The 12,759-nt window shown below is 67.2% G+C and carries 14 protein-coding genes; 6 read left to right on the top strand and 8 right to left on the bottom strand.

The window, feature by feature from the left end:
- Positions 1 to 14: 14 nt before the first annotated feature.
- Positions 15 to 1,211: a glycosyltransferase family 87 protein gene (locus tag DTA15_RS36830; protein ID WP_006490668.1), complete on the bottom strand. Its 1,197-nt coding sequence runs from the start codon at positions 1,209 to 1,211 to the stop codon at positions 15 to 17.
- 294 nt (positions 1,212 to 1,505) lie between these two features.
- Positions 1,506 to 1,760, bottom strand: a complete 255-nt coding sequence (locus DTA15_RS36825; RefSeq protein ID WP_006493699.1) for a hypothetical protein — start codon at positions 1,758 to 1,760, stop codon at positions 1,506 to 1,508.
- 145 nt (positions 1,761 to 1,905) lie between these two features.
- On the opposite strand from DTA15_RS36825, the gene DTA15_RS36820 reads away from it, so the two are divergent.
- The 3 genes from DTA15_RS36820 (at position 1,906) to mctP (ending at position 4,811) form a co-directional block, all read left to right on the top strand.
- Positions 1,906 to 2,823 carry a class I SAM-dependent methyltransferase gene (locus DTA15_RS36820; protein WP_006490669.1) on the top strand — a complete coding sequence of 306 codons (918 nt, stop codon included), beginning with the start codon at positions 1,906 to 1,908 and terminating at the stop codon, positions 2,821 to 2,823.
- A 198-nt stretch (positions 2,824 to 3,021) separates the two neighbouring features.
- Positions 3,022 to 3,264, top strand: a complete 243-nt coding sequence (locus DTA15_RS36815) for a DUF3311 domain-containing protein (RefSeq protein ID WP_006490660.1) — start codon at positions 3,022 to 3,024, stop codon at positions 3,262 to 3,264.
- On the top strand, positions 3,261 to 4,811 hold the full coding sequence (gene mctP / locus DTA15_RS36810) for a monocarboxylate uptake permease MctP (RefSeq protein ID WP_006490666.1): 1,551 nt from the start codon (positions 3,261 to 3,263) through the stop codon (positions 4,809 to 4,811). The genes DTA15_RS36815 and mctP overlap by 4 nt, the downstream gene beginning before the upstream one ends.
- Positions 4,812 to 4,910: 99 nt before the next feature.
- On the opposite strand, the gene DTA15_RS36805 is transcribed toward mctP, so the two are convergent.
- From DTA15_RS36805 to DTA15_RS36785, 5 genes are all read right to left on the bottom strand, one after another.
- Positions 4,911 to 5,366, bottom strand: a complete 456-nt coding sequence (locus tag DTA15_RS36805; protein WP_006490663.1) for a VOC family protein — start codon at positions 5,364 to 5,366, stop codon at positions 4,911 to 4,913.
- Positions 5,367 to 5,608: 242 nt separating this feature from the next.
- Positions 5,609 to 6,562, bottom strand: coding sequence for a transaldolase (gene tal, locus DTA15_RS36800; RefSeq protein ID WP_012492750.1), 954 nt, complete (start codon positions 6,560 to 6,562; stop codon positions 5,609 to 5,611).
- 168 nt (positions 6,563 to 6,730) lie between these two features.
- On the bottom strand, positions 6,731 to 7,942 hold the full coding sequence (locus DTA15_RS36795; RefSeq protein ID WP_006490665.1) for a benzoate/H(+) symporter BenE family transporter: 1,212 nt from the start codon (positions 7,940 to 7,942) through the stop codon (positions 6,731 to 6,733).
- Positions 7,943 to 7,998: 56 nt separating this feature from the next.
- Entirely contained in the window at positions 7,999 to 9,174 is a 1,176-nt protein-coding gene (locus tag DTA15_RS36790) for a vWA domain-containing protein (protein WP_006490659.1), read from the bottom strand.
- A gap of 24 nt (positions 9,175 to 9,198) precedes the next feature.
- A complete protein-coding gene (locus DTA15_RS36785) occupies positions 9,199 to 10,041 on the bottom strand; it encodes an AAA family ATPase (protein ID WP_021033334.1) in 843 nt (280 codons plus the stop codon).
- A gap of 245 nt (positions 10,042 to 10,286) precedes the next feature.
- Here DTA15_RS36785 and DTA15_RS36780 point away from each other — a divergent pair, with 245 nt between their 5' ends.
- Both DTA15_RS36780 and DTA15_RS36775 read left to right on the top strand, forming a co-directional pair.
- Complete coding sequence (locus tag DTA15_RS36780; RefSeq protein WP_006478192.1) at positions 10,287 to 10,646, top strand: c-type cytochrome; 360 nt, start codon at positions 10,287 to 10,289, stop codon at positions 10,644 to 10,646.
- A 40-nt stretch (positions 10,647 to 10,686) separates the two neighbouring features.
- Positions 10,687 to 11,046 carry a c-type cytochrome gene (locus DTA15_RS36775; RefSeq protein WP_006490657.1) on the top strand — a complete coding sequence of 120 codons (360 nt, stop codon included), beginning with the start codon at positions 10,687 to 10,689 and terminating at the stop codon, positions 11,044 to 11,046.
- 102 nt (positions 11,047 to 11,148) lie between these two features.
- On the opposite strand, the gene DTA15_RS36770 is transcribed toward DTA15_RS36775, so the two are convergent.
- The gene (locus tag DTA15_RS36770; RefSeq protein ID WP_006490655.1) at positions 11,149 to 11,583 is read right to left on the bottom strand and encodes a DUF1841 family protein; all 435 of its coding nucleotides are present in this window, start codon (positions 11,581 to 11,583) and stop codon (positions 11,149 to 11,151) included.
- A 207-nt stretch (positions 11,584 to 11,790) separates the two neighbouring features.
- On the opposite strand from DTA15_RS36770, the gene DTA15_RS36765 reads away from it, so the two are divergent.
- Positions 11,791 to 12,720, top strand: coding sequence for a DMT family transporter (locus DTA15_RS36765; RefSeq protein ID WP_006490661.1), 930 nt, complete (start codon positions 11,791 to 11,793; stop codon positions 12,718 to 12,720).
- The last annotated feature ends 39 nt before the right edge of the window (positions 12,721 to 12,759 follow it).

Raw genomic sequence — 12,759 nt, 5'->3', positions numbered from 1 at the left:
GGAGCGTCGCCGCGCTAGCCGGGCGACTGTCGTACGGCAACCGAGGTTCTCGCGTCAGCCGCGCGCGGATGCAAGGCGCGGTAGACGATCAGGATCAGCAAAATCGGCAACAGGACGGCGCCCGGTTGTCCCATCGCGGGCTTGAACACGAAGAAAAACGAAAGGCCCGGCAGGACCCACGCCAACGCCATGACCGCATGGTCCACCCGCCCGAGCGCGCGGGTTGCCCGGTCGTACCTGCACATGTAAATGATCGCGAGCAGCAGCCACGCGAGATCGTAGTAGACGAGGTACGGCTGCGTCAGCAGCGTCGTAACGATCGCCGCCGCCGCGCACAGGTCGGCATGCTTCTTCCTCGCCCATAGACCCGCGGTCGCAACGACGGCCGGTATCGCGACGGCCGCCTGCACGGCAAAGGCGGTCGGCAGACTGGCGCCCGACCGTCGCGACATCGCGAACGGCGTCGGCATCGCGTTCCAGATTCCGCCGGCGTTGTTCGCCAGGATCAAGTGGCTGAACCACGACAGCGTGTCGAAAAAACGCATCCACGGCGGCACGCCGAGCACCAGCGCGCTGACCGCGCAGAACAGCGCGGCCGTGACGGCCATCGCGCCAACCGCGCGGACATGTCCGCCGCAGAGGAACAGCACCGGGAACAGGAGCGCGAGCTGCGGCTTGATGACGAGCAGGCCAGCGCATACGCCGGCGACGACCGGACGTCGTTCGAGCCATCCCAGCGCGCCGGCGGCGCACGCCAGGGTCAGCAATGAATTCTGGCCGCAGATCGTCGCGACCCAGATGCCGGGGAACGCGACGAGCGCGATCCACGGCAGCGGGCGATCCTTCATCGCGAGCGTGCACGCCGCCAGCGCGACAGCGATGCCGATGCCGACGAACAGGCCGTACGAAGCGGCGTAGGGCAGCAACGCCAGCGGATACACCAGCAACTGGAAGGTCGGCGGATAAACCCACGGCGCGGCGATCCGCGCGGGCGGCCAATCCGGCAGCAAGCGGGCTTCCGCCGCGAACATCTGATGAAGGTCGAAGGCAGCGAGCGGCCCGCTGTGGAGCGACACGAAGGACGCGCTCCAGAAAACCCGGAAGTCGATGCCGGGAGGCGGCACGCCGGGGAGATGCAGCACCCAGCACGAAAATGCCCAGATACCCAGCAACGCGAGCTGAAACAGCAGGATGGCCGCGCTGTACAGCACGAGCCGCTCTCGGGAGAGCCATCCCCGGCGATCTGGCGATGCGTGGTCCGTCACAGTGTGCGTCATGGCCGCTATGAGCCTCCCCGAATGCCGTTTCAGTTTGGCATAGGTTCGGTCGACCGAACGGCCTTTTTATTGCAAGAAAGTAAATGACCGGTCACGTCTGCGAATCAGGCTGGCGGCGGGTTCGTGGATTTCGACGGTCGTCGTATCAGCAGTCGAATGGACTGGGACATCGGCACGTACCGGCCGCAGGCACGCATGGCGCCCGTCGCGCGCCGTTGCCGGCGACGCTCAATCGTCGTTGCCCCAGCGCCACCGCGGTCTCTCGCCCTTGATCCAGCACACCGCGGTGAGCAGGGCGACCAGCACCACGATGCACGCGCCGTACGCGGCCGGCGAGCGTTGCGGCGGCAGCAGCCACGCGCTCGCGACGATCCCGAACGCGAACAGCAGCAGCACGACCCAGCCCTGCCACGCCACCGGCAATCCCCATCCCCAGCCGTAGCGCTTCGCTGGAAACCAGATCTTCCTGTCGTTCGAGGTCATGCGCGCTCCCGTGATCCGCAAGTGCAGCGTAGCGCCGACGTGATTCGGCGTCACGCAGGGCCGCGCGTTCGTCGCGGCCTCCGTCTCCCACCAATGCTATCCTCTCGTCCGCTCATCCAGCGTCACCCAGCGAGATTCAATCATCATGACCCGACTGATCAAGCGCGCGTCCGCCGAGGCGCGCGCGTTCAAGCAACGCAAGGCGTCCGCCTACAACGGCTCCGAAAAACTCCAGCCGCCGCGCGTGAAGCGCCGCCCGGACATCGACGAGCACGACGACGTGCCGGTGCTCGAAGCGCCGCGCAAGCCGCGCTTCGCGCCCGTTACGTTCTCCGAAGAAGGCGGCGTGCGCTTCCTGCACTTCGGCACCGAGTGGGTGCAGGGCGCGATGCGGATCTCGAAGCCGCTGCACATCGAGCTTGAATACGCGCAGCAGATGATGGCGTGGCTGCTGTTCCTCGAAACGCCCGAGCGGATCGTCCAGCTCGGGCTCGGCACCGGCGCGCTGACCAAGTTCGCGCACCGTTTCCTGCCGCACGCGAAGGTCGAGGCCGTCGAGCTGAACCCGGCCGTGATCGTTGCCGCGCGCACGATGTTCGCGCTGCCGCCCGACGACGCGCGCCTCGTCGTGCACGAAGCCGACGCCTGGGACTTCGTCAACGATCCGGCCAACCGCGGCACGACCGGCGCGATCCAGATCGACCTGTACGATGCGACCGCGCGCGGCCCCGTGCTCGACAGCGTCGCGTTCTACCGCGCGGTGCGCGGCTGCCTGGCCGATGCCGGCATCGCGACGATCAACCTGTTCGGCGATCATCCGAGCTTCGTGCGCAACATGAAGCACCTGAACGCGGCGTTCGATCACCGCGTGATCGCGCTGCCCGAAGTGCACGACGGCAACCGCATCGCGATCGCGTTTTCGGGCCCCGCGCTCGACGTGCCGTTCGCGCAGCTCGACGCCCGGGCGAAGCTGATCGAGGACACGCTGAAGCTGCCCGCGCGCAAGTGGGTGAAAGCTTTGAAAGCAACGACCGGCGCACGCGACACCGCGTTCGCGATCTGACGCCGGATGCACCGGCGGCAGGCCGGTGCAACCCGCGACAAGGGGCGGATCACCTCGGGTTCGCCCCTGCTTGACCGCGTGCTCGCGGCTCCTATACTGGCGCGAAGCCAGGGGAGCCGCAGCCTACCCGTTTTGCCGCTCCTCTCGGTGCCGTACCCGCTCAACAAGATCGATAACCGGGAAACAAGAGGAGACGTCATGGCTCACGATGCCGACGCCAACCGGGCCGCCAAGCGCTGGCTCTGGCTGCTGGTACTGCCGCTGATCGCGATGGTCTGGGTGCCGTCGTACAGCAAGATCGAACCGCAATGGCTCGGTTTTCCGTTTTTCTACTGGTACCAGTTGCTTTGGGTCTTCATCAGCGCGGTGATCACCGCGTTCGTGTATTTCAAGACCAAGAACGCGTGGAAGGCGAGCGGCACGCAAGGAGGTGCGCAATGAATCTCGGCGCGACCTTCGTCTTCGTCCTGCTGTTCATCGGCGTCACGATCATCGGTTTCCTGGCCGCGAACTGGCGGCGCGGCGATCTCGCTCATCTCGACGAATGGGGCCTCGGCGGACGCCGCTTCGGCACGATCGTCACGTGGTTCCTGCTCGGCGGCGACCTCTATACGGCCTACACGTTCGTCGCGGTGCCCGCGCTCGTATTCGGCGCCGGCGCGATGGGCTTCTTCGCGCTGCCGTACACGATCCTGATCTATCCGTTCGCGTTCGTCGTGTTCCCGAAACTGTGGAGCATCGCGAAGCGGCACGGCTACGTGACGGCCGCCGATTTCGTCAACGCACGCTACGGCAGCCGGATGTTGGCGCTTGCGATCGCGGTGACGGGCATCGTCGCGACGATGCCGTACATCGCGCTGCAACTGGTCGGCATCGAGGTGGTGATCGGCGCGCTCGGCTTCGACACGACCGGCTTCGTCGGCGATCTGCCGCTGATCATCGCGTTCGCGATCCTCGCCGCGTACACGTACACGTCGGGGCTGCGTGCGCCCGCGATGATCGCGATCGTGAAGGACGTGCTGATCTACGTCACGATCGCGGCCGCGGTCATCGTGATCCCAGCGAAGCTCGGCGGCTTCGGGCACATCTTCTCCGCGGTGCCGCCCGCGAAGCTGCTGCTGAAGGCGCCGGACGCGACGAGCCTGAACGGCTACAGCGCGTACGCGACGCTCGCGATCGGCTCGGCGCTCGCGCTGTTCCTGTATCCGCACTCGGTCACGGCGATCCTGTCGTCGTCGTCGGGCAACTCGATCCGCCGCAACATGGCGATGCTGCCCGCGTACTCGTTCGTGCTCGGCCTGCTCGCGCTGCTCGGCTACATGGCGCTCGCCTCCGGCGTGAAGGACATGCCGCAGTACGCGCCGTACTTCAAGGCGTTCGGCCCGAACTTCGCGGTGCCCGCGCTGTTCCTCGAGTATTTCCCGTCGTGGTTCGTCGGCGTCGCGTTCGCGGCGATCGGCATCGGCGCGCTGGTGCCGGCGGCGATCATGTCGATCGCGGCCGCGAACCTGTACACGCGCAACATCCACCGCGAATTCGTGAACCGCAACATGTCGCACGACCAGGAAACGCACGTCGCGAAGCTCGTGTCGCTGATCGTGAAGGTCGGCGCGGTCGCGTTCATCCTCGGGCTGCCGCTGACCTACGCGATCCAGCTGCAACTGCTCGGCGGGATCTGGATCATCCAGACGCTGCCGGCGATCGTGCTCGGCCTGTACACGCGCGTGCTCGACCATCGCGGCTTGCTGGCCGGCTGGGCGGCCGGCATCGTGTGCGGTACGTGGATGGCGATTTCGCTGAAGCTGGCCAGCTCGATCTTCACGATCCACCTGTTCGGTCTCGCGATCCCCGGTTATGCGGCCGTGTGGTCGCTGGTCGTGAACCTGGTGGTATCGGTGGCGGTGAGTGTGCTGGTGCGGGTGATGGGCATGGCGCATGCGGAGGATCGCACGCGGCCGGAGGATTATCTCGACGTCGTCGAGGGCTGATACGGCCGGTGCACGGCCGCTCGCCGCGCACGACGCATTACGTGGCTGCCCGGCAACGAAAACGCCCGCCACCGCAAGGTGGCGGGCGTTCGTTTTGCGTCAGCCCTGCGCGCGTTTCGCGAGATCCTCGCGCTGCGACAGGTCCTCGACGTTGACCATCCAGTGCACGCCGAAACGATCCTTCGCCATCCCGAAGCCGAGCGCCCAGAACGTCTTGCCGAACGGCATCGTCACTTCGCCGCCGTCGGCGAGCGCATTGAACAGCTTCTGGCCTTCGTCGACCGTCGCCGGGTTCAGCGACAGCGAATAGCCGGCGTGCGCGGCGCCCGCCGGCTGGCTGCAATCGCCGTCCGAGCACATGATCATCGAGTCGCCGATCGTGAAGCTCGCGTGCATGACCTTGTCGGCCATCTCCGGCGACATCGGGTAATCGGGATTCGGCGGGGCGTCCTTGAAGTGCATCTTGAACATCGTCTTCGCGCCGAGTGCCTTTTCGTAGAACTGAAGGGCTTCGTCGGCGCGACCGTAGAACGTCAGGTACGGTTGAACTTGCATCGTTGTCTCCTGGGATGAGCCGTGCCGGCGCGGCGGCGCTGGCACGGCGTCGTGCAAGACTGACTGGGGGGAAAGGGTGCATCGGGAGGCGGCCGTCGCACCCGTGACGTGGATTGTAGTGCGCGCGCTTGACGATGGAATGAAAAATAAAAACGGCCGCGAACATCACGTTCGCGACCGTGTGCAGCAAGTGCTGACGGCTGTTGTCAGTCTTGCTGACAGCCGCTGACGCGCGGCATGGCTCAGCGCAGCGCGTCGATCAGCTTCTCGAGCTTCACCGCGTCGGCGGCGAACACGCGGATGCCTTCGGCGAGCTTTTCGGTGGCCATCGCTTCGTCGTTCAGCTGGAAGCGGAACGACGCCTCGTCGATCGCGACGCGCTCGGCCGGCTTGTCCTGCAGCGTGTCGGGCGACAGCTTGCGCGCGACCGTGTCGTTGCTCTCCTGCAGCTTCTGCAGCAAATCGGGACTGATCGTCAGCAGGTCGCAGCCGGCGAGCTCGATGATCTGGCTGGTCGTGCGGAAGCTCGCGCCCATCACTTCGGTCTTGTAGCCGAAGGTCTTGTAGTACGTGTAGATGCGGCGCACCGATTGCACGCCCGGATCGTTCGCGCCGCCGTCCCGCGCTTCATTCCAGTCGGCGCCGGCCTGCTTCTTGTACCAGTCGTAGATGCGGCCGACGAACGGCGAGATCAGCTGCGCGCCGGCTTCCGCGCACGCGGCGGCCTGCACGAGCGAGAAAAGCAGGGTCATGTTGCACTTGATCCCTTCCTTCTGCAGCACCTCGGCCGCGCGGATGCCTTCCCACGTCGACGCAAGCTTGATCAGGATGCGTTCGCGGCCGACGCCGGCTGCTTCGTACAGCTTGATGAGCTCGCGACCCTTGTCGATCGAGCGCTGCGTGTCGAACGACAGGCGCGCGTCGACCTCGGTCGATACGCGGCCCGGGATCAGCTTCAGGATTTCGGTGCCGAATGCGATCAGCAGGCGGTCGATGATGAAATCGGTGCTTTCGTTGCGATGATCGCGGACGGTTTTCTCGAGGATCGGCTTGTACGCGTCCTTCTGGACGGCCTTCAGGATCAGCGACGGATTCGTGGTCGCGTCCTGCGGCTTGTATTGCGCAAGCTGCTGGAAGTCGCCCGTGTCGGCGACGACGGTCGTGTACTGCTTCAGCTGGTCGAGTGCGGTAGTCATGGCGATTCGGAAGAAGCGCGCGGGGCGCCGGGTTCTCACGGGCCGCGCGAGCGCGGCGGCGAAGCGAAGCGGCGTCGGGCGCCGCCTCCGATCCATCATTTTAGGCCCGATTCGTGTCGAGCACGTTTTGGCGTGCCGGGCGCGCGCCGCGGCGGCCGGCGAGCCGCGTCACGCGGGGCGCCGCGCGTTCAGGATCACCTGCGTGACGATGCCCGCGACGAGCCCCCAGAACGCCGGGCCGATCGACAGCAGCGTGAGGCCCGACGCGGTCACCATGAACGTGACGAGCGCCGCTTCGCGCTGCTTCACGTCCTGCATCGCGTTCGCGAGCCCGCTCATGATCGAGCCGAACAGCGCGAGCGCCGCGACCGACACGACGAGCGCCTTCGGCAGCGCCGCGAATAGCGCGGCGATCGTCGCGCCGAAGATGCCGGCGATCAGGTAGAACGTGCCGCACCACACGGCGGCCGTGTAGCGCTTCGCGTGATCCTCGTGCGCTTCGGGGCCGGTGCAGATCGCGGCCGTGATCGCCGCGAGGTTCACGCCGTGCGAGCCGAACGGCGCGAGCAGCAGCGACGCGAGGCCGGTCGTCGCGATCAGCGGCGACGACGGCGTCGGATAGCCGTCCGCGCGCAGCACCGCGATGCCCGGCACGTTCTGCGACGCCATCGCGACCACGAACAGCGGAATGCCGATGCTGACGATCGACGCGATCGAGAACGCGGGCATCGTGAACACGGGTTGCGCGAGCGTGATGTGGAAGCGGCTGAAATCGAGCAGGCCGAGGCCGCCGGCCACGGCCGTGCCGACGATCAGCGTCGTCGGAATCGCATAGCGCGGCGCGAGGCGCTTGACGATCAGGTAGGTGAAGAACATCGCGAGCACCAGCGCGGTCTGGAACTGCGCGGCGCGGAAGATCTCGATGCCGATCTCGAACAGGATGCCCGCGAGCAGCGCCGCCGCGATGCCGGCCGGAATGCGCTTCATCAGCGTGTCGAACAGCCCGCTCACGCCGACGGCCGTCAGCAGCAGCGCGCACACGACGAACGCGCCGATTGCCTCGGGGTAGGGCACGCCGGGCAGCGACGCGATCAGCAGCGCGGCGCCGGGCGTCGACCATGCGACCACGACGGGCGCGCGATAGCGCAGCGACAGGCCGATGGTCGTCAGCGCCATGCCGATCGACAGCGCCCAGATCCACGACGAGATCTGCGCATCGGTGAGGTGGGCGGCGCGGCCGGCCTGGAACATCAGCACGAGCGAACTCGTGTAGCCGGTCATCATCGCGACGAAGCCGGCGACGAGCGCGGACACGGACGTATCGGCGAAAAAGCGGCGGCCGCCGGCGCGGCCGGCGCTCGCGGTGGGCGAAGGGTTCATGCAATCTCCGGGGGCGGCCGCTCGGACGCGGCCCGTGTATCTGCGGGTGGGTGTCGTTACTTGCTGAGTGCGCGCATCGCGGTTTCGAGGCCCGCGAGCGTGAGCGGATACATGCGCTGGCCGAGCACGTCGCGAATGATCGCGATCGATTGCCGGTACTCCCATAGCCGCTCGGGCTCGGGGTTCAGCCAGGCATGATGGGGGAACTGGTCGGCGAGCCGGCGCAGCCACACGGCGCCGGCTTCCGGATTGTTGTATTCGACCGAGCCGCCGGGCTGCAGCACTTCGTACGGGCTCATCGTCGCGTCGCCGACGAAGATCAGCTTGTAGTCGGGCGTGAACTTGTGCAGCACGTCCCACGTCGCGGTGCGTTCCGCGTGGCGGCGGCGGTTGTTCTTCCACAGGTGGTCGTACACGCAGTTGTGGAAGTAGAAGAATTCGAGGTGCTTGAATTCGGCCTTCGCGGCCGAGAACAGCTCTTCGGTGCGCTTGATGTGGTCGTCCATCGAGCCGCCGACGTCGAGCAGCATCAGCACCTTCACGGTGTTGTGGCGCTCGGGCACCATCCGCAGGTCGAGCCAGCCTGCGTTCGCGGCCGTGCTGCGGATCGTGCCGGGCAGGTCGAGCTCCTCGGCGGCGCCTTCGCGCGCGAAGCGGCGCAGCCGCCGCAGCGCGACCTTGATGTTGCGCGTGCCGATCTCGACCGAATCGTCGTAGTCGCGGTACGCGCGCGCCTCCCACACCTTCACCGCGGTGCGGTTGCCGTTCGACGGGCCGCCGATGCGCACGCCTTCGGGGTTGTAGCCGCCGTGCCCGAACGGCGACGTGCCGCCCGTGCCGATCCACTTGTTGCCGCCTTCGTGGCGTTCCTTCTGCTCGTCGAGCAGCGCCTTCAGGCGCTCCATCAGCTTGTCGAGCCCGCCCATCGCGTCGATCTGCGCCTTCTCCTCCGGCGACAGCTCGCGCTCGAGGCGCTTCTCGAGCCAGTCGAGCGGAATGTCGAACGCCTCGGACGGCAGCGTGGACACACCGTGGAAATATGCGCCGAACGCCTGATCGAACTTGTCGAAGTACTGTTCGTCCTTGACGAGCGTCATCCGCGCGAGGAAGTAGAACGCGTCGATCGACGGCGAGATCAGCCCGGCCTTCAGCGATTCGAGCAGCGTCAGGTATTCCTTCACCGAGACGGGCAGCTTGGCTGCGCGCAGCGCGTAGAAGAAATTGAGCAGCATGGCCGGGCCTTCGGGGTGGGGGAGTTACCGGTTGTGCCGGTTCATGTAGACGAGCCGTTCGAGCAGGCTCAGATCCTGCTCGTTCTTCAGCAGCGCGCCCGCGAGAGGCGGCACGATCTGCTTCGCGTCCGCGCCGCGCAGCGCGTCGGCCGGGATGTTCTCGGCGAGCAGCAGCTTCAGCCAGTCGAGCAGTTCGGACGTCGACGGCTTCTTCTTCAGGCCCGACACGCCGCGCAATTCGAAGAAACTCTCGAGCGCCGCGCGCAGCAGCTCCTCGCGGATGTCGGGGAAGTGCACCGCGACGATCTTCTGCATCGTCGACGGGTCCGGAAACTGGATGTAGTGGAAGAAGCAGCGGCGCAGGAACGCGTCGGGCAGCTCCTTCTCGTTGTTCGACGTGATGATGACGAGCGGACGGTGCTTCGCGCGGACCGTCTCGCGCGTCTCGTACACGTGGAACTCCATCCGGTCGAGCTCGCGCAGCAGGTCGTTCGGGAATTCGATGTCGGCCTTGTCGATCTCGTCGATCAGCAGCACGCTCGGGCGCTCGGCGTCGAACGCCTGCCACAGCACGCCCTTGACGATGTAGTTCGCGATGTCCTTCACGCGCGCGTCGCCGAGCTGCGAATCGCGCAGCCGCGACACGGCGTCGTATTCGTACAGGCCCTGCTGCGCCTTGGTGGTCGACTTGATGTGCCACTGCAACAGCGGCATGTCGAGCGCGGCGGCCACTTCCTCGGCGAGCATGGTCTTGCCGGTGCCGGGCTCGCCCTTGATCAGCAGCGGGCGTTGCAGCGTCAGTGCGGCGTTGACCGCGAGCTTCAGATCGTCGGTGGCGACGTACTGCGAGGACCCTTCGAAACGCATGGCGGCGCTCTTCTTCATCGGGAAAAAAACCCAGTATAAGTCAGAAGGGCTGTCCGGTTGGGCCGCGCCCGCGTATCGTTGCGGGGCTGCGGCGGGGCGAACCGGGGCGCCGTATGGACGCGTTCCCCGCCGACGCGGTACAATCTGGCCGTTTTTTTTGGCCTGCGTGGCGATCCGATAAGCAAAACGGCGCGGGCCGTTGCCGCTTTGGCGCCAGTTTCCCCTCAAGCTAGGTTACAAGAGCTATGAACAAATTCGTCGGCAAACACGTCGTTGTCGCAGCGCTCGTGGCGCTCGCGGGCAGCGCGCAGGCGGCCGGTGTGGTCGGCAACCCGAAGGACGGGGCGAGCAAGGCCGCCATGTGCATCGGTTGCCACGGCATCCAGGACTACCGCGCGGCGTACCCGGAGGTCTACCGGGTGCCTGTCCTCGGCGGCCAGAACCAGCAATACCTCGAGAACGCGCTGAAGGCCTACCGCAAGAAGGATCGTCACTTCCCGTCGATGAATGCGATCGCCGGTTCGCTGACCGACCAGGACATCGCGGATCTGTCGGCGTACTACGCCGCGCAGAAGGCCGACACGAAGGACAATCCCTACAAGTAAAGCGCGCGCCGCCGATCTCTCCGGCGGGACAGGAGCATTCATGAACAACGCATTCAAGACGGCGGCGGTTGCACTGGCGGCCGGCCTCGCGATCGGTACCGCGCACGCCGCGGACATCTCGAAGGGCAAGGAACTGGTCGAGTCGCACAATTGCGCGGCCTGCCACGGCGCGCAGCTGAACAAGCCGATCAACGCGGAGTACCCGCGCCTCGCCGGCCAGCACGCCGACTACCTCGTGTGGGCGATGCGCCAGTACCAGATGGGGCTGACGAACCCGCTGCTCGGTCGCAACAACGCGATCATGCAGGCGCAGGTACAGAACCTGTCGGTCAGCGACATGAAGGACATTGCGTCCTACATCGAGTCGCTGAAGGAAACCGACCTCGTGTTCAAGAAGTAAGCGCGACGGGCCTCGCGGGCTCACGCAGCAAGAATGCCCCGCCTCGGCGGGGTATTTTTTTGTCCGCGGTCCGGTGCGGGCCGATGTGCCGGCCTCGGGGCGTCAGTCGCGCGACGCGCGGCGCAGGATGCGCTGCAGGTACGCGTCGGTATCGGGCGGCGTGTTGGTGCGCTGCGCTTCCCAGATCGTCTCGCCGAGGCATTCCATGATCGCGTGCTGCGCGTCGTGGGTCGAGTCGAGCTTCGCGGCCAGCTTGTCGTGCGCGGCGCGGATGCCGGGCGGCTGGTCGATCGACAACTGTTCGCTGATCGCGAGGTGCATCGACAGGTGCAGGAACGGATTGGTCCGGCCTTCCTCGGGCGTGTAGTTGCGCGCCGCCGCGCCGTCGGCGTCGGCCAGTTCGTCGTGGTATTCGGGATGCTCGACGATCCAGTCGGCGGCAATCGCTTCCAGCGGCGTCAGGATCTCGCCCGCGCGCTGCTTGCGCCAGGTCTCGGTGAAAAAGCGACGCACGTCGTCGCGGCTTGGATTGAACATGGTGGGGAAACGTCGTGATTCGGGCGGCTCATGCCGCGTCGGGCATTGTACGCCGGAGCGGCGCACGGCGCTGGCGGCGGCCCCGGCAGCGGTCGAGGCGGTGTTGCGCCCGCCCGCCGCGGAACGGGTAAGCGCGGGTAGGCTCGCCGTCGCCGCGCCGCTACACTCCGACGATTCCCGTCACGGCGCGTTGCCGCCCGTTTCGTCATGACCGCCACCGTCCGCCCATCGTCCGCGGCCCTGCAGGGCGCGCTCTACGTCGCGTTGTCCGCCGCCGCGTTCGGCGCGATGGCGATTTTCGGCCGCTATGCGTATGCGGCCGGCGTCGACGTGCTCGGGCTGCTGATCGTGCGCTTCGCGATCGGCGGCGCGGTGCTCGCCGCGATCGCACGGCAGCGCCGCGTCGCGTGGCCGCGCGGGCGCTCGCTCGCGCCGCTGGTGACGATGGGCGCGCTCGGCTACGTCGGGCAGTCGTTCTGCTATTTCAGCGCGCTGCAGCACGCGCAGGCGAGCCTCGTCGCGCTGCTGCTGTACCTCTATCCGGCGTTCGTCACGCTGCTGGCCGCGTGGTGGCTCGGCGAGCGCCTGACGCGCGCGAAGGCCGTCGCGCTGGTGCTGTGCGTCGCGGGTTCGGCGCTGATGGTCGGCGGCGGGCACGGCGAGCCGCTCGGGATCGCGCTCGCGCTGGCCGCCGCGGTGATCTACTCGCTGTACATCGTCGGCGGCACGAAGGCGACGCGCGGCGTCGATCCGCTCGCGACCACCGCGATCATCTGCCTGTCGGCCAGCGCGACGCTCGTCGCGATCGCCGTCGTGCGAACGGCGGCGTTCGGCGCGCCGCCGCGCTGGCCGGCGACGGCCGGCGGCTGGGCGTCGATGCTCGCGATCGCGCTGATATCGACGGTCGCGGCGATGCTCGCGTTCTTCGCCGGGCTCGCGCGGCTCGGGGCCGCGCGCACGTCGATGCTGTCGACGCTCGAGCCGGTCGTGACGGTCGCGCTCGCGGCGCTGCTGTTCGGGGAGGCATTGTCGCCGCTGCAATGGGCGGGCGGCGTCGCGATTCTGGCGGCCGTGCTGGCGCTCGTGCGCGCGGGCGGCGCGGCGGCCGACGACGCGACGGCGACGTCCAACGCGTAGTCGGGAAAGGGGGCGGGGACTGCGACGGCCCGCGGCGCG

The organism is Burkholderia cenocepacia (assembly GCF_900446215.1).
Classification (GTDB): domain Bacteria; phylum Pseudomonadota; class Gammaproteobacteria; order Burkholderiales; family Burkholderiaceae; genus Burkholderia; species Burkholderia cenocepacia.
This window is presented reverse-complemented; position numbering and strand designations above follow the sequence as displayed.